At 67.0% G+C, this 18,844-nt stretch carries 18 protein-coding genes; 12 read left to right on the top strand and 6 right to left on the bottom strand.

Annotation, left to right across the window (positions count from 1 at the left end; translation table 11 throughout):
- Nucleotides 1–129: 129 nt before the first annotated feature.
- Nucleotides 130–1,104: an HTH-type transcriptional regulator CysB gene (cysB, locus tag OEL49_RS04495; protein ID WP_014237058.1), complete on the bottom strand. Its 975-nt coding sequence runs from the start codon at nt 1,102–1,104 to the stop codon at nt 130–132.
- Between the two features lie 105 nt (nt 1,105–1,209).
- Between cysB and OEL49_RS04490 the strand changes: the two genes are divergently transcribed.
- From OEL49_RS04490 to cysN, 6 genes are all read left to right on the top strand, one after another.
- Nucleotides 1,210–1,983, top strand: a complete 774-nt coding sequence (locus OEL49_RS04490; protein WP_014237057.1) for a sulfite exporter TauE/SafE family protein — start codon at nt 1,210–1,212, stop codon at nt 1,981–1,983.
- Between the two features lie 24 nt (nt 1,984–2,007).
- On the top strand, nt 2,008–3,684 hold the full coding sequence (locus OEL49_RS04485; protein ID WP_014237056.1) for a nitrite/sulfite reductase: 1,677 nt from the start codon (nt 2,008–2,010) through the stop codon (nt 3,682–3,684).
- A 28-nt stretch (nt 3,685–3,712) separates the two neighbouring features.
- Nucleotides 3,713–4,231, top strand: coding sequence for a DUF934 domain-containing protein (locus OEL49_RS04480; protein ID WP_014237055.1), 519 nt, complete (start codon nt 3,713–3,715; stop codon nt 4,229–4,231).
- The gene (locus OEL49_RS04475; RefSeq protein ID WP_014237054.1) at nt 4,228–4,950 is read left to right on the top strand and encodes a phosphoadenylyl-sulfate reductase; all 723 of its coding nucleotides are present in this window, start codon (nt 4,228–4,230) and stop codon (nt 4,948–4,950) included. Before OEL49_RS04480 ends, OEL49_RS04475 begins: the two co-directional genes overlap by 4 nt.
- A gap of 160 nt (nt 4,951–5,110) precedes the next feature.
- The gene (gene cysD, locus OEL49_RS04470) at nt 5,111–6,046 is read left to right on the top strand and encodes a sulfate adenylyltransferase subunit CysD (RefSeq protein WP_014237053.1); all 936 of its coding nucleotides are present in this window, start codon (nt 5,111–5,113) and stop codon (nt 6,044–6,046) included.
- Complete coding sequence (gene cysN / locus OEL49_RS04465; RefSeq protein ID WP_014237052.1) at nt 6,046–7,320, top strand: sulfate adenylyltransferase subunit CysN; 1,275 nt, start codon at nt 6,046–6,048, stop codon at nt 7,318–7,320. Before cysD ends, cysN begins: the two co-directional genes overlap by 1 nt.
- A 170-nt stretch (nt 7,321–7,490) precedes the next feature.
- Here the strand turns inward: cysN and rlmD are convergent, their stop codons facing one another.
- Complete coding sequence (gene rlmD / locus OEL49_RS04460) at nt 7,491–8,786, bottom strand: 23S rRNA (uracil(1939)-C(5))-methyltransferase RlmD (protein ID WP_014237051.1); 1,296 nt, start codon at nt 8,784–8,786, stop codon at nt 7,491–7,493.
- Between the two features lie 123 nt (nt 8,787–8,909).
- Between rlmD and OEL49_RS04455 the strand changes: the two genes are divergently transcribed.
- Together OEL49_RS04455 and OEL49_RS04450 are read left to right on the top strand one after the other, a co-directional pair.
- Nucleotides 8,910–9,383 (top strand): hypothetical protein, encoded by a 474-nt coding sequence (locus OEL49_RS04455; protein WP_014237050.1) that lies wholly within the window; start codon nt 8,910–8,912, stop codon nt 9,381–9,383.
- Between the two features lie 148 nt (nt 9,384–9,531).
- Nucleotides 9,532–9,780, top strand: a complete 249-nt coding sequence (locus OEL49_RS04450) for a hypothetical protein (RefSeq protein ID WP_083833950.1) — start codon at nt 9,532–9,534, stop codon at nt 9,778–9,780.
- 94 nt (nt 9,781–9,874) lie between these two features.
- Here the strand turns inward: OEL49_RS04450 and OEL49_RS04445 are convergent, their stop codons facing one another.
- From OEL49_RS04445 to OEL49_RS04430, 4 genes are all read right to left on the bottom strand, one after another.
- Nucleotides 9,875–10,642, bottom strand: a complete 768-nt coding sequence (locus OEL49_RS04445) for an MBL fold metallo-hydrolase (protein ID WP_014237049.1) — start codon at nt 10,640–10,642, stop codon at nt 9,875–9,877.
- Nucleotides 10,643–10,654: 12 nt separating this feature from the next.
- Nucleotides 10,655–11,788: an outer membrane protein assembly factor BamC gene (bamC, locus tag OEL49_RS04440; RefSeq protein ID WP_014237048.1), complete on the bottom strand. Its 1,134-nt coding sequence runs from the start codon at nt 11,786–11,788 to the stop codon at nt 10,655–10,657.
- A 13-nt stretch (nt 11,789–11,801) separates the two neighbouring features.
- Nucleotides 11,802–12,680, bottom strand: coding sequence for a 4-hydroxy-tetrahydrodipicolinate synthase (gene dapA / locus OEL49_RS04435; protein ID WP_014237047.1), 879 nt, complete (start codon nt 12,678–12,680; stop codon nt 11,802–11,804).
- A gap of 109 nt (nt 12,681–12,789) precedes the next feature.
- The gene (locus OEL49_RS04430; protein WP_014237046.1) at nt 12,790–13,716 is read right to left on the bottom strand and encodes a histone deacetylase family protein; all 927 of its coding nucleotides are present in this window, start codon (nt 13,714–13,716) and stop codon (nt 12,790–12,792) included.
- Nucleotides 13,717–13,868: 152 nt separating this feature from the next.
- On the opposite strand from OEL49_RS04430, the gene OEL49_RS04425 reads away from it, so the two are divergent.
- The 4 genes from OEL49_RS04425 to mltB are packed head-to-tail and all read left to right on the top strand — an operon-like array spanning nt 13,869 to nt 18,827.
- Nucleotides 13,869–14,810: an AAA family ATPase gene (locus tag OEL49_RS04425; protein WP_014237045.1), complete on the top strand. Its 942-nt coding sequence runs from the start codon at nt 13,869–13,871 to the stop codon at nt 14,808–14,810.
- Nucleotides 14,811–14,821: 11 nt separating this feature from the next.
- Nucleotides 14,822–15,796 (top strand): DUF58 domain-containing protein, encoded by a 975-nt coding sequence (locus OEL49_RS04420; protein WP_014237044.1) that lies wholly within the window; start codon nt 14,822–14,824, stop codon nt 15,794–15,796.
- Nucleotides 15,793–17,799: a transglutaminase TgpA family protein gene (locus OEL49_RS04415; RefSeq protein WP_287874083.1), complete on the top strand. Its 2,007-nt coding sequence runs from the start codon at nt 15,793–15,795 to the stop codon at nt 17,797–17,799. Before OEL49_RS04420 ends, OEL49_RS04415 begins: the two co-directional genes overlap by 4 nt.
- Entirely contained in the window at nt 17,796–18,827 is a 1,032-nt protein-coding gene (gene mltB / locus OEL49_RS04410) for a lytic murein transglycosylase B (RefSeq protein ID WP_287874082.1), read from the top strand. Before OEL49_RS04415 ends, mltB begins: the two co-directional genes overlap by 4 nt.
- The last annotated feature ends 17 nt before the right edge of the window (nt 18,828–18,844 follow it).

The following is an 18,844-nucleotide window of genomic DNA, read 5'->3' as shown; positions in this document are numbered from 1 at the left end:
TCCTTTTGGCTAACAGCCCTCCGCCATGCGTTCGCAGGTAGGGCAAGGTTGGAAAGCCGGCGAGTATAACGCGGTTTTCCAAGGAAAATCAAGGAAAACCGCGAACCCGGGAGAATCGGCGGCGACAGCTCAGAGCTGGTACTCGTCCTCGCCCCGGCCGGCGCCGCCGGAAAGGGCGCCTTCCATGGACTTTTCCACCGCCTTGCGCGTCAGGTGCGGCGCAAACAACTCAATGAAATCATATTCATAGCGGCGCAGATAGGTTCCCCGGCGCAGGGCCAGGCGGGTGGTGTTGGATTCGAACAGATGGCCCGCATCCAGGGCCACCAGGCCGTTCTGCCGGCCGTCCCGCTCCGGGTCGAAGGCGATGCGGGCGATGATGCCCAGGCCCAGGCCCAGGGTGACGTAGGTCTTGATCACGTCCGCGTCGATGGCGGAGAGGACCACGTTTGGCGTCAGGCCGTGGCGCTCGAAGGCGCTGCTGATGCGACCGCCGCCGGTGAAGGCCGGATCGTAGGTGATGAGGGGAAAGCGGGCCAGCACCGAGAGGGACAGGGGCCCCTGCTCCAGGATGGGGTGGCCGGCCGGGGCGATGACGCAGTGGGACCACTGGTAGCAGGGCATGGTCACCAGGTTGGGCACGTGGTCCAGGGCCTCGGTGGCGATGGCGATGTCGGCCTCGCCGTTGGCCGCCCACTCGGCGATCTGGGTCGGGCTGCCCTGATGCAGGTTGAGGCGCACCCGGGGATAGCGCTCGGTGAAGCGCTTCACCACTTGCGGCAGGGCGTAGCGGGCCTGGGTGTGGGTGGTGGCAATGACCAGGCTGCCGGAATCGCCGCCGGCGTATTCCTCGCCCACCCGCTTGAGGTTTTCCGCCTCCCGCAGGATGCGGTTGGATATTTCCAGCACCGCCTTGCCCGGTTCGGTGATGCCGGTGAGGCGCTTGCCGCTGCGCTCGAAAACGATGATGCCCAGTTCGTCCTCCAGCATCTTGATCTGTTTGGAGACTCCGGGCTGGGAGGTGTAGAGTGCTTCCGCCGCCTCGGAAACATTCAGTCCGCGGCGGGAAACCTCGACCAGATAGCGCAGTTGCTGCAGCTTCATGACATAGCCTGCTAATAACTTTAGGTTATATCAATGTAGCACGATATTCTTTTGAGGCCAATAAACGGCTGTTACGATGCGCCCCACTTCACGACAAGGCGCACCATGGACTGGCTGTATACCCTCTCTGGATTCGTAGTCGGCGCCATCGTCGGTTTGACGGGCGTCGGCGGCGGTTCCCTCATGACCCCCCTGCTGGTGCTCCTGTTCGGCATCCACCCGGCCACCGCCGTCGGCACCGACCTGCTCTACGCCGCCGTCACCAAGGCCGGCGGCACCGTGGTGCATTCGCGCAAGGGTCATGTGGAATGGCGCATCGTCGGCCTGCTGGCTGCCGGCAGCATGCCCGCCACCGCCGTCACCCTCTACATCCTGGCCCACCTGCCCAAGCAGGGGCCGGAAACCACTGGCCTGATCTCCCTCTGCCTGGGCATCGCCCTGCTGCTCACCGCCTGTGCCATCATTTTCCGCAAGAAGCTGCAGTCCTACGCCCTGAGCCACGAAACTTCCTTCGTGCAACGGCATCAGACGCCTATCACCATCGCGGTGGGCGCCACCCTGGGGGTGCTGGTGTCCATTTCCTCCGTCGGCGCCGGCGCCCTGGGCGTGGCCGCCCTGTTCTTCCTCTACCCCAAGCTGCCCGCCGTGCGTATCGTCGGCAGCGACGTGGCCCACGCCGTGCCCCTGACCCTGGTGGCAGGCACCGGCCACTGGCTCATGGGCAGCGTGGACTGGCAGCTGCTGACGGCCCTGCTGATCGGCTCCCTGCCCGGCATCTGGGTCGGCAGCCACATTTCGGCCAAAGTACCGGATAAAATCCTGCGCCCCATCCTGGCCACCATGCTGGTGCTGATCGGCGCCAAACTCATTGCCCACTAAGACTCTTTCGCCCGAGGCCCTACGATGTACCGTTACGACAATTATGACCACGCCCTCGTCCAGGAACGGGTAGCCCAATTCCGGGACCAGGTGCGCCGCTGGAAGGCCGGTGAACTCTCGGACGAGGAGTTCCGCCCCCTGCGCCTGCAGAACGGCCTCTACATCCAGCGCCATGCGCCCATGTTCCGCGTCGCCGTGCCCTACGGCATGCTGTCGAGCGCCCAGCTGCGCCGCCTGGCAAAAATCGCCCGGGACTACGACAAGGGCTACGGCCACTTCACCACCCGCCACAACCTGCAGTTCAACTGGATTCCCCTGGAGCGGGTGCCCGACGCCCTGGCGGAACTGGCGGAAGTGGAAATGCATGCCATCCAGACTTCCGGCAACTGCATCCGCAACGTCACCACGGACCAGTTCGCCGGCGTCGCCGCCGATGAAATCCTGGACCCCCGGCCCCTGTGCGAGCTGCTGCGCCAGTGGAGCACCTTCCACCCGGAATTTGCCTTCCTGCCGCGCAAGTTCAAGATCGCCGTGAATGGCGCCCTGGAAGACCGGGCCCTGACCTGGTTCCACGACATCGGCCTGCACATCCGCAAGAACGAGGCGGGCGAAGTGGGCTTCCGCGTCATCGTCGGCGGCGGCCTGGGGCGCACCCCCATCCGCGGCCAGGTGGTGCGCGAGTTCCTGCCCTGGCAGGACATCCTCACCTATAACGAAGCCATCCTGCGGGTCTACAACCGCTACGGCCGGCGCGACAACGCCTACAAGGCCCGCATCAAGATCCTGGTGCAGGCCCTGGGCGTGGAAAAATTCGCCGAGCAGGTGGAAGCCGAATGGGCCCACCTCAAGGGCGGCCCGGCCACCATCACCCAGGCCGAATACGACCGGGTGGCGGCCTTCTTCAATCCTCCTGCCTACGCGCAGCTGCCGGCCATCGACGACGGTTTCGTCCAGGCCCAGGCCGAGCAGCCCGCCTTCGCCCGCTGGGTGGAGCGCAATGTGCGGCCCCACCGGGTGCCGGGCTACGCCGCCGTCACCCTTTCCCTGAAGAAGCCGGGCACCGCCCCGGGCGACGTCAGCGATGTGCAGATGGACCGGGTGGCCGATCTGGCCGACCGCTACAGCTTCGGCGAGGTGCGTGTCACCCACGAGCAGAACCTGGTGCTGGCCGACGTGCGCCAGGACGAGCTGCAGGCCCTGTGGCAGGACGCCAAGGCCGCCGCCCTGGCCACGCCCAACATCGGCCTCATCACGGACATGATCTGCTGCCCCGGCGGCGATTTCTGCGACCTGGCCAACGCCAAGTCCATCCCCATCGCCAACGCCATCCAGGCCAAGTTCGAAGACCTGGACTACCTCTACGACATCGGCGACATCGAGCTCAACATCTCCGGCTGCATGAACTCCTGCGGCCACCACCACGTGGGCCACATCGGCGTGCTGGGCGTGGATAAGGGCAACGAGGAGTGGTACCAGATCACCCTGGGCGGCCGTCAGGGCAACAACGCCCACCTGGGCAAGGTCATCGGCCCCTCCTTCCCCGCCGACGAAGTGGCCGGCGTGGTGGAAAAGCTGATCCGGGTCTACCTGGACAACCGCCACGAGGATGAGCTGTTCATCGACACCCTGGACCGCCTGGGCGTGGAGCCCTTCAAGGACAAGGTGTACGGCGACCGCCTCAAGGGCAAGAAAGCCGCCTGACCCATCGACACGGAATAAAGGAACGACCATGACCCGCATCATCAAGAACCGCGCCGTCGTTGAAGACAGCTGGAGCGTGCTGCGCCTGGCCGAAGGCGAGACGGCCGACACCATTGACCTGCCCCAGGGCCCGGTACTGGTGCCCCTCTCCGTCTGGCATGCCCGGAAATCCGCGCTGCTGGCCGCTTCCAGCCCCGCCGCCCCGGTGGGCGTGTGGCTGGCCGCCGGCGAAGGTCCCGAAAGCCTGGCCGACGACCTGGCCCAGCTGTCCGTGATCGCCGTGGATTTCCCCAAATTCACCGACGGCCGCGGCTACTCCGCCGCCCGCCTGCTGCGGGAACGCTACGGCTACCAGGGCGAGATCCGCGCCATCGGCGACGTGCTGCCGGACCAGCTGTTCCTCATGGCCCGCTGCGGCATCGACGCCTTCGCCCTGCGCGCCGACAAGGACGCGGACAAGGCCCTGGCCCTCTTCGACACCTTCAAGACCCCCTACCAGGCCGCGGTGGACCAGCCCCAGCCCCTCTTCCGCCGGAGGGCCGCATGAGCGTCATTCCCGCCCAGTTCCGCGTCTCCGACGAGCTGCGAGCCGCCACCGCAGCCAAGGCGGAAGCCGCCAAGACCCTGCTGGCCCAGATCGCCCGGGACTTCTCCCCGGCCACCTTCGCCAACAGCCTGGGGGCCGAGGACATGGTGCTGACCGACCTCATCGTCAAGGCGGGCCTGCCCATCGAAATCTTCTCCCTGGATACGGGCCGCCTGCCCCTGGAAACCTACGACCTGATGGCCGCCGTGCAACAGCACTACGGCCTCAAGCTCAAGGTTTTCTACCCCCGCCACGACCTCACCGAGGAATACGTGCGGGCCAACGGCATCAACGCCTTTTACGAATCCATCGAACTGCGCAAGGGCTGTTGCTACGTGCGCAAGGTGGAGCCCCTGCAGCGGGCCCTGGCCGGCAAGCAGGCCTGGATCACCGGCATGCGCGCCCAGCAGGCCGCCACCCGGGACGGCCTGGCGGTGCGCCTGTTCGACGAAGCCAACGGCCTGGAGAAGTTCAACCCCCTGGCCGACTGGAGCGAGAAGGAAGTGTGGGCCTATCTGCTGGATAATGGCGTGCCCTACAACAAGCTGCACGACCAGTTCTACCCCAGCATCGGCTGCGCCCCCTGTACCCGCTCCGTCACCCCCGGCGAAGACATCCGCTCCGGCCGCTGGTGGTGGGAAAATCCTGAAACGAAGGAGTGTGGCTTGCACAAGAAGTAAGTTGAAGGATTTCGTCGTAGGCTAACTTTGCAAAAGTTAAGGTGCGCTAGCACCGGCCGAAGACACAATCCCGAGACCAAGGAATGCGGGCTGCACAAGAAGTAGGCCTCGCCTGCAAGCTCCGCCGATCTTAGAAAACGTTGCGACCCGGTACTGAAAAATGACCACTCTGACCAAGCAAACCCTCTCCCACCTCGACTGGCTCGAGGCGGAGGCCATTCACATCATGCGTGAAGTGGCCGGCCAGTGCGCCAACCCGGTGCTGCTCTTCTCCGGCGGCAAGGACTCCATCTGCATGCTGCGCATCGCCGAAAAGGCCTTCCGCCCAGGCCGCTTCCCCTTCCCCCTGATGCACATCGACACCGGCCACAACTACCAGGAAGTGGTGGAATTCCGCGACAAGCGGGCCGCCGAGCTGGGCGAGCGCCTCATCGTGCGTTCCGTGGAAGACTCCATGAAGCGCGGCACCGTGGTGCTCAAGCACGAGGGCGAATCCCGCAATAAGCACCAGTCCGTGACCCTGCTCGAAGCCATTGAGGAATTCGGTTTCGACTGCTGCATCGGCGGCGCCCGCCGGGACGAAGAAAAGGCCCGGGCCAAGGAGCGCATCATGAGCTTCCGCGACGAGTTCGGCCAATGGGACCCGAAGAACCAGCGCCCCGAGCTGTGGAACCTCTACAACGCCCGGGCCCACAAGGGCGAGAACATCCGCGCCTTCCCCATCTCCAACTGGACGGAAATGGACGTCTGGCAGTACATCGAGCGGGAAGGCCTGGAGCTGCCCTCCATCTACTTCGCCCACACCCGCCCGGTGGTGATGCGCCAGGGCGCCATCGTCCCGGTCAATGTGCCCCTGGTTTCCGGCGAGCTGACCAACCTGCCCAAGGCCGGCGAGGAAATCATCGACCTGCAGGTACGCTTCCGCACCGTGGGCGATATCTCCTGCACCGCCCCGGTCGAATCCGACGCCGACACGGTGGAGAAGATCGTTCTCGAAACCGCCACCACCACCATCACCGAACGGGGCGCCACCCGTCTGGACGACCAGACCAGCGAGGCCTCCATGGAACAGCGTAAGAAGGAAGGGTATTTCTGATGTCCGCCCCCGAAAAAATTGAAGATCACGGCCTGCTGCGCTTCCTCACCTGCGGCAGCGTGGACGACGGCAAGAGCACCCTGATCGGGCGCCTGCTGTTCGACACCAAGACCATCCTGGCCGACACCCTCTCCGCCATCGAGCGCACTTCCCAGAAGCGCGGCATGGAAGCGGTGGACCTCTCCCTGCTCACCGACGGCCTGCAGGCCGAGCGGGAACAGGGCATCACCATCGACGTGGCCTACCGCTACTTCAGCACCGGCACCCGCAAGTACATCATCGCCGACGCCCCAGGCCACGAGCAGTACACCCGCAACATGGTGACCGCCGCCTCCACCGCCAACCTGGCCATCATCCTGGTGGATGCGCGCAAGGGCGTGCTGACCCAGACCCGGCGCCACTCCTACCTGGCCCACCTGGTGAACATTCCACACCTGCTGGTGGCGGTGAACAAGATGGATCTGGTCAATTACGACCAGGCCGTGTTCGAGAAGATCAAGGCCGACTACCTGGCCTTCGCCGCCCAGCTGGGCATCGAGGACGTGCGCTTCATCCCCCTCTCCGCCCTCAACGGCGACATGGTGGTGGACCGGGGAGAATCCCTTTCCTGGTACAAGGGCCCGACCCTGCTGGAAATCCTGGAGGCCGCTCCCGGCGCCCACAGCGAGCAGGCCGAAGCCTTCCGCTTCCCGGTGCAGTTCGTCTGCCGCCCCCAGGATTCTGCCAATCCGGAACTGCACGACTACCGGGGCTTCATGGGCCGGGTCGAATCCGGCGAGCTGGCTGTCGGTGAAGCGGTCACCGTGCTGCCTTCCGGCCGGGAAACCAGGGTCAAGGACATCCAGATCGGCGGCCAGAGCATTCCCGCGGCCGTTTCCGAGCAATCCGTGACCCTGCTGCTGGAAGACGAGATCGACATTTCCCGGGGCGACATGATCGTGCGCAGCGCGGCCCAGCCCCAGGTGGTGAAGCAGATCGACACCACCGTCTGCTGGCTGGCGGAAACGCCCCTGGACCGGGCCCGCACCTACCTGATCCGCCACACCACCCGGGAAGTGAAGGCCAAGGTGGCCAGCATCGATTACCGGGTGGACGTGAACACCCTGGAACAGCAGGCCACGGACAAGCTGCAGATGAACGACATCGCCCGCGTCAGCTTCAAGCTGGCCCAGCCCCTGTTCATCGACCCCTACAGCCAGAACCGGGCCACCGGCGCCTTCATCGTCATCGATGAAAGCACCAACAACACCATCGGCGCGGGGATGATCGGCTGAGGTGGGTTAAGGGCTTTTTAGCCACAGAGGACACCGAGGGCACCGAGATTGAGGCGCCCATGGGGCTGAAGTGGCAGGCACCCTGAAAGGCAAGAGGGACGCCATTCTCCAGAGCATCAAGCTGGAGAATGGCGTCCCTTCTACTTTCCGGGGCACCTGATTTTTGGCGGCTATGCCTTCTCGAACAGGGCGATGGATTCCACGTGGGAAGTGTGGGGGAACATGTTCACGATGCCGGCACCGCTGAAGCGGTAGCCCTTCTGATGCACCAGGATGGCCGCGTCCCGGGCCAGGGTGGAGGGGTTGCAGGAGACATAGACGATGCGGCCGGGACTATCCTCCCCCAGGGCCTTGACCACTTCCACCGCCCCTTCCCGGGGCGGGTCGATCAGCATCTTGTCGAAATGGCCCAGGGCACCGAGGGACTTGGGCGTGCATTCAAAGAGATTGGCGACGCCGAAGGAAACGTTGGCAGCCAGGCCGTTGGCCGCCGCATTCTCCTCGGCCCGCCGGGTCAGTTCCTTGAGGCCTTCCACCCCCACCACCCGGGCGCCGCTGCGGGCGATGGGCAGGGTGAAGTTGCCCAGGCCGCAGAACAGGTCGGCGATGCGCTCCCCGGGCTGCGGGTCCAGCAGACGCATGGCGCGGCGGATGAGCATCTGGTTGATGCCCGGATTGACCTGGGTGAATTCGGTGGGGGAAAAACGCATTTCCAGCCCGAACTCCGGCAGCAGGTAGGAGAGGTCAGGACCATCCACGGGATGGAAGCGGTAGGCCGAAGCCGGTCCCTTGGGCTGCAGGAAAAAAACGATGCCGTGCTCGTCGGCAAAGGCCCGCAGCAGCTTCTCGTCGGCCCCGCTGAGGGGCTCCAGGATGCGCAGCACCATGACCGTGCACTTCTCGCCCACGGCGATTTCCACCTGGGGCAGCCGGTCCCGGATCGAGAGGCGCACGAAGAGCTGGCGCAGGGGCACCAGCAGGTCGGAAACGTGGGCCGGCAGGATGGGACAGGTATGCAGGTCGGCCACATAGCTGCTGCGCTTCTCGTGGAAGCCCACCAGCATCCCCTTGGATTCCACCATGCGCACGGTCAGCCGGGCCCGGTGGCGATAGCCCCAGGTAGGGCCGTAGATGGGGTTGTAGACCTGCTCCGGCTTGAGCCGGGCCAGGTGCCACAGGTTGTTTTCCAGCAGGCGCTGCTTGGCCGCCACCTGGGCGGTGGGCTCCAGGTGCTGCATGCTGCAGCCGCCGCAGGTGCCGAAATGGGGACAGCGGGGAGGAACCCGGGCGCAGGAGGGGCGCAGCACGGCGCTGACCTCACCCACGGCGTAATTGGGTTTCTCCCGGAACAGGGCGTACTCCACCGTTTCCCCGGGGAGGGCACCTTCCACGAACACGGTCTTGCCCTCCAGGCGCGTCACGCCCCGGGCGTCGTGGTCCAAGGATTCGATCTTGCCGACAGGCATGGGCCCATCCCCCGAAAAAAGGCGCCATTCTACCAGCGCGCCGGCAAAGGCAAAGCCAGCCGGCGGCAGCGGTTGCGCCGCCCCATGGCGGTTGCTATGGTAGGCACTCCACGGGAGCCCACCATGCCTGAACGCCTTCTCACCAGCCGCACCGAACTGGATGCGGCCCTGCTCCAGCTGCTGCCCCTGGCGCAGCAGTCCATCCGCATCTTCGACGGCGACCTGTCCAGTTTTCCGCTGGAAAGCCCGGAGCGGATCGCCCTGCTGCAGGAGTTCCTGCGCCGCCCCAATACCCGCCTGACCCTGGTGCTGCAGCACCCCGGCCCCAGCCAGACCGGCTGCCCCCGGCTGGTACAGCTGGCGCGCCAGCACGGCCACGCCTTCACCTGGCTGCAGGCCCCGGAAAGCCTGGCCAACCTGCAGGACGCCATGGTCCTGATCGATTCCGAGCACGCCCTGCTGCGTTTCCACCGGGAACAGCCCCGGGGCAAATGCATCGAGGCCGATGCCCGGGCCTGCCACCCCTACGCCAAGCGTTTCGAGTCCATCCTGGCCGAAGGGTGCAGCGCGGTCGCCCATACCCCCCTGGGTCTGTGACAATCTGTTACATGCCAGGCGTATAGAAAAGGGCCTTGCAGGCTATACCCGGCTGAATTTACTGCTATAATGCCGCCCTGATTAGCCCCCCCTGGCTGATCAGCCTCAGGATTGTTTGGATCACACACTAATTGATAGGGAATAAACAATGAAGCACTCTCTCCTCGTTGCTGCTCTGGTTGCCCTGGCCGTTTCCGCTTGCGGCAAGAAAGAAGAACCCGTCGTCGCCGCTCCGGCTCCCGCTGCTGAAGCCCCCGCTGCTCCGGCCGCTCCCGCTGCTGCCCCCGCTGAAGCTGCTGCTCCCGCTGCTGACGCTGCCAAGCCCGCTGAAGGCGCTGCTGCTCCCGCCGCTGCTGCCCCCGCTGAAGCTGCTGCCGCTCCCGCCGAGAAGAAGTAATCTCGCTGTTGCGCAGTAGAAAAAAGCCGACCTCCGGGTCGGCTTTTTTATTGCCTGTTTTTTCCCGGGCGAGAAGCAACTCCCCCAGGCCCCATCAGCAGAAGCTGCGCCACCCCACCCCGTTTTCCTGATCCGCCACCCCGATCCACTCCGCTGCACAACCCAGGGCCCCGCTCAAGGCGGCCACGGCCAGTTCGGGCCGGTTGCACTTCTCGCTCAGATGGGCGGCCACCACATGCTGCAGGGTGGAAGTATCCAAACGGGTCAGCAATTCCGCCGCCACGTCGTTGGCCAGGTGGCCATGGCTGCCGCCGATACGGCGCTTGAGAAAGGGGGGATAAGCAGATGCAGCCAGCAGATCCGGATCGTGGTTGCATTCGAGGAACAGGCCATCGCAGGCCTGCAATACCTCCAGCACGTGGGAGGTCAGGCTGCCGCAATCGGTGAGCACGCCCAGGCGCCGGTTGCCGTCGCCAAAGACATACTGGACGGGCTCCCGGGCATCGTGGGGTACGGTGAAAGGCAGGATTTCCAGATCGCCGACAGCCAGGGACTGCTGGCTGTCGATACGCCGTAGCTGCCCGTAGGCGGACTCGGACTCCGGCAGCATGGTCGCGGTACCCGGAGTCAGCCACACCGGCAGGTTGAACCTGGCAGCCAGGCGCACCACACCGGCCAGATGGTCGGAATGCTCATGGGTGACCAGCACGCCGGCCAGGGTTTCCGGCTCCACCCCCAGGCGCTGCAGCCGGTAAGTGGCTTCCCGCAGGGAGAAGCCGCAGTCCAGCAGCACGCGCGTGCCACCGGACTCGACCAACAGACCGTTGCCCCGGCTGCCGCTTCCCAGGGAGGCGAAGCGCATGGCGGCGGTCGCTTACTTCAACTGTTCGTACAGCAGGCCCAGAATCTTCTTGGCGGTATCGGAACGGTCCACACCGCCTTCGCGGGAAAGCACCTGGACGGTACAACTGCTGCCCTGATCCTTCACCAGGATGCGGTACTGGATCTTGGAATCGGACTTGTCGTCACCCTTCCAGAAGGCCAGCTTGGACATGAAGCTCTTGTCGGCCTTCTTGTCGTCCACTTCCGGGTCCACATAACGGACGAAGAACAGACCCTTGGAGCGATCCCGGTCTTCCACGGTGAAGCCGACCCGATCCAGGGACAGGCCGACGCGGCGCCAGGCCCGGTCGAAGCGTTCCTGCAGTTCCAGGGCGCCCTGGCCGTCATCGGCCCGGGTCAGTTTGGCCCGCTCGACCTGACGGTCCTTAGCCGCAGCCACCATGGCCTCGGCCTTCTTCTCTTCCGTGCCGAAACGGACCATCAGGCGGCGCAGCATCTCCGCCTCCAGTTCCGGATCCGCTTCCCTAGGCTGCCAGCGGGTCTGGTCCTTGCCTTCGGAGATATACACCTCATACATGCCGCGATGGCTGATGAAAATATCCACGGTGCCCGGCTCGGCCCCCGGCTCGATACGGGTGCGGAACTTGTCGCGCTCGGCGGTGGAATAGAGGGAGTCGAACATCTTGCCCAGGGTGCTGCGGATGATGTCCTCGCCGATCTTGGCGCGGTTTTCAGCCCAGTCGGTTTCCATCACGCCGGCCTCGGGCACTTCCACATTGACCAGGAAGCCGGTTTCCTGCCAGAAGTCCTTGATCATGGGCCAGACCTGGTCGGGGGTGCCGGCCACCACCAGCCACCGCTGGGTACCGGAACGCTCGATGCGGGTCTTGTCCACCTGAGGCAGCACTTCGCTGCTCTTGGCGGAGCCCCGGGCCTGGGGATCCCGCTCGGCCGCATAGGCGGAGAAGGTGGCGCTGCCGCGGCCGCCCGTATCCGGCACCGCATAGCGGTCATCCCGGGTGGGGGAGGTCAGGTCCGGAGGAATCTCCAGGGTCGGGGCCTTGATGGCCGACTTGTAATCAATCTTCTTCGATTCCGGCAGGATGCCGCTGCACCCTGCCAGCAGGAGGGACGCCACCAGGGGCGTGCAAACGATACGCTTCATGGGATTCCGTAACTTAGGCAAGCACGCCGGCCTGGCGCATGGCAGAGCGCACCCGCTCGTGGCATTCGGGCGAGAGGGTGGTCAGGGGCAGGCGGATGCCGCCGGGGATGAGGCCCAGTTGCTGCACGGCCCACTTCACCGGGATGGGATTGGCTTCGCAGAACAGATGGCGGTGCAGTCCCAGCAGCTTGAAGTGGATTTCCCGGGCCTTGGCCACGTCGCCGGCCAGGGCGGCGGCGCACATTTCGTGCATCAGGCGCGGCGCCACGTTGGCGGTGACGGAAATGTCGCCCTTGCCGCCCAGCAGGATCAGGGCCACGGCGGAAGCGTCGTCGCCGCTATAGACGGCGAAGTCGGCCGGGGCGCGGGCGATCAGGTCGGCGCCGCGCTCCAGGTTGCCGGTGGCGTCCTTGATGCCCACCACGTTGTCGATCTGGGCCAGGCGCAGGGCGGTGTCGTTGGACATGTCCGCCACGGTACGGCCGGGCACGTTGTAGAGAATCACCGGGATGTCCACCGCTTCGGCGATGGAACGGAAATGCTGGTACAGGCCTTCCTGGGTCGGCTTGTTGTAGTAGGGCACCACGGAGAGGGCCGCATCGGCGCCGACGCTCTTGGCGAAGCGGGTCAGCTCGATGGCCTCGGAAGTGGAATTGGCGCCGGTACCGGCGATCACCGGAATCCGGCCGGCTGCATGCTTGACCGTGGTACGGATCAGCTCGGCATGCTCGTCCACATTGACGGTGGGGGACTCGCCGCTGGTGCCGACGATGACGATGCCGTCCGTCCCTTCCTGTACGTGGAAATCGATGAGCTTCTTCAGGCTGTCGTAATCGAGACGGCCATCGTCGGACATGGGGGTGACGATGGCAACAATGGAACCGGTAATCATGGAGGTCACGAATTCGGGAAAAATGATCGCAGGATTCTACCCCGAAGATCAGGGCAGAAGTGTAAAGGAATGTGACCCGGGCCTGAGGCGCCCGGGTCCCGGGCAAGGCTCAGAGATCGGCCAGGGCCCGCAGGTGGGCGCAAACGCTGCGCGCCAGGGAGGAGAGGACGTAACCGCCTTCCAGCATGGAGACGATGCGCCCCTGGCAGTGGCGCTGGGCCACCGTTTTCAGTTGCTGGGTGACCCAGGCGAAGTCGGACTCCACCAGCTTCATGCTGCCCATGTCGTCTTCGTAGTGGGCGTCGAAGCCGGCGGAAATGAACAGCAGCTCGGGCCGGAACTCGTGCAGGCGGGGCAGCCAGATGTCGGAAACGACCATGCGGAAGTCCTCGCCGCCGGTGCCGGCCGGCAGGGGCACGTTGCACATGTTGTCGGCAGTCCCGTCGGCCCCGCTGTAGGGGAAGAAGGGGTGCTGGAACATGCTGACCATGAGCACCCGCGGATCGTCCTTGAAGATGTCTTCGGTGCCGTTGCCGTGGTGCACGTCGAAATCGACGATGGCCACCCGCTTCAGGCCATGGACTTCCAGGGCATGGCGGGCCGCCACGGCGATGTTGTTGACGAAGCAGAAGCCCATGCAGTTTTCCCGCTCGGCGTGGTGGCCGGGGGGACGGATGGCACAGAAGGCATCTGTCGCCTCGCCCTTCAGCACCAGGTCCACGGCCATGACGCCGGCGCCGGCGGAACGTTGGGCCGCCGTCCAGGTGTGGGGATTCATGGCCGTATCCGGGTCCAGGTGGGCGATGCCGTTTTCCGGGGCCGTGCGCTTGAGCCGTTCCAGGTAGGCCGGCGAGTGGGCGCGCAGCATCTGCTCCAGGGTGGCCAGGGGCGCGTCATAGTAGGAAAAATAGGGATCCAGCCCCTGGGCGATCATCTGGTCGCTGATGGCCGTGAGACGGGCGGGACATTCCGGGTGATAGGACCCCATGTCATGCAACTGGCAGTCCCGATGGGTAATGAAGGCGGTGGTGGTCACGTAGGTCGTCCGAGCGTTGAGCGGCCCTGGGTGCGCTGTCTCCTGTGCGGAGACGTCTCCTCCCGGTCCGGATTTTGGTTATGGATATAATCGTTCGTGCTGCTACCGTTCTCATCTGTGATTATTATCCCAACATCGGGAAGCCACAAGCCATGCCCCTTCCAGCCTCCCAGACCTCTCCGGGCGACGGCATCACCGCCGTCCTCGATGCCGCCAACCGCGTCATCCTCGGCAAGGACACCCAGGTCCGGCTGGCCCTGGCCTGCCTGCTGGCCCGGGGCCACCTGCTCATCGAGGACCTGCCCGGCGTCGGCAAGACAACCCTGGCCCACACCCTGGCCCGGCTACTGGGCCTGGACTTCCAGCGCATCCAGTTCACCAGCGACATGCTGCCGGCGGACATCCTGGGCGTCTCCATCTTCGACCGGGAACACGCCGACTTCCGCTTCCTCCCCGGGCCCATCTTCACCCAGGTGGTGCTGGCGGACGAAATCAACCGGGCCACGCCGAAGACCCAGAGCGCCCTGCTCGAAGCCATGGAAGAACACCAAGTGACCGCCGAAGGCATCACCCGGCCCCTGCCGGAACCCTTTTTCGTCATCGCCACCCAGAACCCGGCCCACCAGGTCGGCACCTTTCCCCTGCCCGAGTCCCAGCTGGACCGTTTCCTCCTGCGCCTGGAACTGGGCTACCCGGACAGCCGGGCCGAACGGGCCCTGCTCGAATCCGGCGGCCGCCGCAGCCAGGTGGCTGCGCTGGCGCCCTGCCTGACGCCCCCTGCCCTGGCCGGATTGCAGGACGAGGTGGCGCGGGTCCATGCGGCGCCGCCCCTGCTCGACTATGTGCAGGCCCTGGTGGAAGCCAGCCGGCGCGCCCCCGCCTTCCGCCACGGCCTCAGCCCCCGGGCCGCCCTGGCCCTGCTGGCGGTGTCCCGGGCCTGGGCCTACCTGGCCGGACGCCGCCAGGTGCTGCCGGAAGACGTCCAGGCCGTCTGGCCCGCCCTCGCCTGCCACCGCCTGCCCCTGGCCCAGGGCAGCGGCCATGCCAGTCCCGAGGAAGCCCTGGCCCTGCTGCGGGGCGTGGCCCTGCCCTGAACCGGCAGACCATGGACCTGCGCGCCCAGGCCCAGCGCTGGCAACGCTGGCTATTCCGTCTCCAGCCCGAGGGCGGCGCAGTCCGCCTGGAGCGGCGGCGCATCTACATCCTGCCCACCCGCAGCGGCCTCCTCTACGCCCTGGCCCTGGTGGTGATGCTCCTGGGGGCCATTAATTACGACCTGGCCCTGGGCCACGCCCTGGTGTTCCTGCTGGCGGGACTGGGACTGGTGGCCATGGTGCATACCTTCCGCAACCTGCTCGGCCTGGGGCTCCAGGCCGGCGCCGTGGCTCCGGTCTTCGCCGGCGAGCAGGCCCGCCTGACCCTGCACCTGGACCGCCCCGACACCCGGCCGCGACGGGCCCTGGCCCTGGACGCCGGTGCCGGCCCCATCCTGGCGGAACTGGAGCTCCCGGACAGCAGCAGCGTCAGCCTGCCCCTGCCGCCCCAGCCCCGGGGCTACCGCCCCCTGCCGCGGCTGACCGTCGCCAGCGTCTATCCCCTGGGCCTCTTCCGCGCCTGGGCCTACTTTCTGCCCGCGGCCCGGCACCTGGTCTATCCCGCCCCCCTGTCCAGCCCCCTGCCCCGGGCCCGCAGCGTACCCCAGGCCGGCGACAGCCGGGGCGGCAACGGCCAGGAGGACTTCGCCGGACTGCGTCCGCGCCAGCCGGCCGACCCCCTGCGCCACATCGCCTGGAAGGCGGCAGCCCGGGAGCCGGCAGAACGGCCCCTGCCGGTGAAGCACTTTGCCGGCGGCGGCGCCGAGGAAATCCGCCTTGACTGGCAGGACCTGCCCCCGGGCTGCGACGTGGAACGGGGCCTCTCCCTCCTCACCGGCTGGGTCCTGGCGGCGGAAGCCGAGGGCCTGAGCTACGGCCTGCAGCTGCCCGGAGTGGACGTCCCCCGGGGCAGCGGCCCGGCCCACCGCCAGCGCTGCCTGGAAACCCTGGCCCTGTGGTCGCCTGCGGGAACCCGTCAGCCATGAACTGGCGCCTGCCCTGGCGCCGGCAGCGCCGTCCGCTGCCGGCGCCCCTGTCCCACAGCGTGCTGCCCTGGCTGCTGCTGTGCGCCCTCGCCACGGCCGGGCCCCACACCCTGCACCAGCCCCTCTGGCTCACTGCCATTGCCGGTCTGGTCCTGGCCTGGCGCGCCTGGCTGTGGCTGCGCCAGCTGCCCCTGCCGCCCCGCTGGCTGCTGTCCCTGGTGTCCCTCGGCAGCCTGGCCGCCATCGTCGTCGAATACCGCACCCTCCTCGGCCGGGATGCGGGTGTCAGCCTGCTGGTGCTGTTCCTGGCCCTCAAGCTGATGGAACTGAGGCAGCGCCGGGACGGGGTGGTGGTGCTGATGCTGGGCTACTTCCTCCTGCTCACCCACTACTTTCACTCCCAGAGCATTCCCACCGGCCTGTGGATGCTCCTGGCCCTGGTGCTGCTCACGGCGACCCTGCTGCGCCTGCACGGCGACGACCGGGCCCGGCCCCTGGCCAGCCTGCGCTACGCCGGTGTGCTGACCCTGCAGGCCCTGCCCTTCATGCTGGTGCTGTACCTGCTCTTTCCGCGCATATCCGGCCCCCTCTGGGGCCTGCCCCGGGACGCCCATGCCGGGCTCAGCGGCCTCTCGGAGACCATGGCCCCGGGCAGCCTGGCCAATCTCATCCAGAACGGCAGCATCGCCTTCCGCGTCCAGTTCCAGGGCGAGACGCCGCCCCGCTCCCAGCTCTACTGGCGCGGCCCGGTGCTGGACTATTTCGCCGACGGCGTCTGGCGCCCCCGCTTCCTGCCCCAGCGCAAGCCCCAGGTGGAAGCCCGGGGCCCGGAAGTGGCCTACGTCACCACCCTGGAACCCCACAACCAGCGCTGGCTGCTGGCCCTGGACAGCCCCACCGCCGTCCCCGCCGAAGCCGGCATCGGCTACGACCTGCAGGTGCTGGCGCCGGCGCCCCTGACCAGCCGCAGCCGGCAGGCCTTCCGCTCGGTGCTGGACTACCGCCACAACCGCCAGGAGCAGCCCCTGGTGTTGCAGCGGGCCCTGCAGTTGCCGGCGGAACGCAATCCGCGCACCCGGGAACTGGCGGAACAGTGGCGTCGCGCCGATCCCCGCCCGGCCAGCCTGGTGCAGCGGGCCCTGGCCCACTTCCGCCAGGAACCCTTCTTCTACACCCTGCGCGCGCCCCTGCTGGGACGGGACGGGGTGGACGAGTTCCTGTTCGCCACCCGCCGCGGCTTCTGCGAACACTACGCCTCGGCCTTCGTCGTCCTGATGCGGGCCGCCGGCGTGCCGGCCCGGGTGGTGACCGGCTACCAGGGCGGCGACATCAACCCGGTGGACGGCTACCTGACGGTGCGCCAGTCCGACGCCCACGCCTGGGCCGAAGTCTGGCTGGAAGACCAGGGCTGGCGGCGGGTGGACCCCACCGCGGCCATTTCCCCGGCGCGCATCGAGGCCGGCATCGCCGCCGCCCTGCCCGACGACGAAGCCCTGCCCCTGCTGGCCCGGGTGGACCTGGATTGGCTGGTGCGCCTGCGCCACCGCTGGGAAGCGGCCAACAACGCCTGGAACCAGTGGGTCCTCGGCTACACCCCGGAACGCCAGCGCCAGCTGCTCTCCCGCCTCGGCCTGCAGCAGCCGGACTGGCGCAATATGAGCGCCGCCTTGGCCGCCGCCTGCGGCCTGCTTCTGCTTCTGCTGACCCTGTGGAGCCTGGGCCGGCGCCCCCGCCTGGCCCCGGAAGAGCGCCTGTGGCAGCGCTTCTGCCGCCGCAGCGCCCGCCTCGCCCCGGACCTGGCGCGGGCCCCGTGGGAAGGCCCCCTGGCCTACGGCCGCCGACTGGGACAGCGCCTGCCCGCCCTGGCGCCCCAGGCCGAAGCCATTGCGGGGCTTTACGCCACCCTGCGCTATGGGCCACCATTGGCGCCCCGTGACCGACAACAACTGCTAGAACGGCTAGCCGCCTGCATCCGCGAGCTACCATCCCGGAGACCCTCTTGAAACATGCCTTGCGGCGCAGTGCCGCCCGAATCGCCCTATTCATCCCGCTCCTGGCCGCCCCCGCTTTCGCCGCCGGCGCCCGCCCCCAGGAAACCTTCGCCAACGACGAGCAGGCCGCCGCCTTCGCCGCCGACATGGCCCAGCGCCACGGCTTCAGCGAGGCGGAACTGAAATCCCTGTTCGCCGCCACCGGCCCCAACGCCTCCGTACTCAGCGCCATCCAGCCCGCCGCCAGCGCCGAGCGCCGCTCCTGGCAGCGCTACCGGGAACGTTTTGTGAACGACCGCCGCAGCCAGCAGGGCCTGCTTTTCTGGCAGCGCCACGCCGCCACCATCGCCAAGGCCAGCGCCGTCTATGGCGTGCCGGAGGAAATCATCGTCGCCATCATCGGCGTCGAAACCGAATACGGCCGCAACACCGGCCGCTATTCCGTGCTGCAGGCCCTGGCCACCCTGGCCTTCCGCTATCCGCCCCGGGCCGAGTTCTTCCGCGGCGAGCTGGAAAACTTCCTGCTGCTGGCCCGGGAGAACCGCCAGTCGCCCCTCGAGATCAAAGGCTCCTACGCCGGCGCCATCGGCATTCCCCAGTTCATGCCCAGCAGCCAGCGCCGCTTCGCCGTGGACTTCGACGGCGACGGCCAGATTGATCTGCGCAACAGCCCGGAGGACGCCATCGGCAGCGTCGCCAGCTTCCTCGCCCAGCACGGCTGGCAGACCGGCGCCCCGGTGGCCCATGCCCTGCCCCTGGGCACGGAGCCGCCACCAGAACTGACCCAGACCGACCTCACCCTGCGGCAAAGCGCCAGCGCCCTGCGCCGGGCCGGCCTGGCCGTCCCGGGACCGGACGGGGCCCGCTATGCCATGGTGGATCTGGTGACGCCGGATGCGCCGACGGAATATTGGCTGGGGGAACAGAATTTCTGGGTGATCAGCCGCTACAACCGCTCCAGCTTCTACGCCATGGCGGTGTTCCAGCTGGGAGAGAAACTGCGGGAAGAAAAACAGGCCCTGCTGGCGGCCGGCCAGTAGGCAGGCCCGGCGCCACT

Origin of the sequence: Azospira sp., from assembly GCF_030247495.1 — a bacterium.
GTDB lineage: Bacteria > Pseudomonadota > Gammaproteobacteria > Burkholderiales > Rhodocyclaceae > Azospira > Azospira oryzae.
This window is presented reverse-complemented; position numbering and strand designations above follow the sequence as displayed.

What these genes read in the sequence shown, in the direction of transcription:
- OEL49_RS04425 (WP_014237045.1), top strand. Translation starts at nt 13,869, where the DNA reads ATGCCCCTTCCAGCCTCCCAGACCTCTCCGGGCGACGGCATCACCGCC.
- OEL49_RS04490 (WP_014237057.1), top strand. Translation starts at nt 1,210, where the DNA reads ATGGACTGGCTGTATACCCTCTCTGGATTCGTAGTCGGCGCCATCGTC.
- OEL49_RS04480 (WP_014237055.1), top strand. Translation starts at nt 3,713, where the DNA reads ATGACCCGCATCATCAAGAACCGCGCCGTCGTTGAAGACAGCTGGAGC.
- cysB (WP_014237058.1), bottom strand. Translation starts at nt 1,104, where the DNA reads ATGAAGCTGCAGCAACTGCGCTATCTGGTCGAGGTTTCCCGCCGCGGA.
- OEL49_RS04445 (WP_014237049.1), bottom strand. Translation starts at nt 10,642, where the DNA reads ATGCGCTTCGCCTCCCTGGGAAGCGGCAGCCGGGGCAACGGTCTGTTG.
- OEL49_RS04455 (WP_014237050.1), top strand. Translation starts at nt 8,910, where the DNA reads ATGCCTGAACGCCTTCTCACCAGCCGCACCGAACTGGATGCGGCCCTG.
- cysN (WP_014237052.1), top strand. Translation starts at nt 6,046, where the DNA reads ATGTCCGCCCCCGAAAAAATTGAAGATCACGGCCTGCTGCGCTTCCTC.
- OEL49_RS04450 (WP_083833950.1), top strand. Translation starts at nt 9,532, where the DNA reads ATGAAGCACTCTCTCCTCGTTGCTGCTCTGGTTGCCCTGGCCGTTTCC.
- OEL49_RS04485 (WP_014237056.1), top strand. Translation starts at nt 2,008, where the DNA reads ATGTACCGTTACGACAATTATGACCACGCCCTCGTCCAGGAACGGGTA.
- OEL49_RS04420 (WP_014237044.1), top strand. Translation starts at nt 14,822, where the DNA reads ATGGACCTGCGCGCCCAGGCCCAGCGCTGGCAACGCTGGCTATTCCGT.
- OEL49_RS04475 (WP_014237054.1), top strand. Translation starts at nt 4,228, where the DNA reads ATGAGCGTCATTCCCGCCCAGTTCCGCGTCTCCGACGAGCTGCGAGCC.
- OEL49_RS04415 (WP_287874083.1), top strand. Translation starts at nt 15,793, where the DNA reads ATGAACTGGCGCCTGCCCTGGCGCCGGCAGCGCCGTCCGCTGCCGGCG.
- bamC (WP_014237048.1), bottom strand. Translation starts at nt 11,788, where the DNA reads ATGAAGCGTATCGTTTGCACGCCCCTGGTGGCGTCCCTCCTGCTGGCA.
- dapA (WP_014237047.1), bottom strand. Translation starts at nt 12,680, where the DNA reads ATGATTACCGGTTCCATTGTTGCCATCGTCACCCCCATGTCCGACGAT.
- cysD (WP_014237053.1), top strand. Translation starts at nt 5,111, where the DNA reads ATGACCACTCTGACCAAGCAAACCCTCTCCCACCTCGACTGGCTCGAG.
- rlmD (WP_014237051.1), bottom strand. Translation starts at nt 8,786, where the DNA reads ATGCCTGTCGGCAAGATCGAATCCTTGGACCACGACGCCCGGGGCGTG.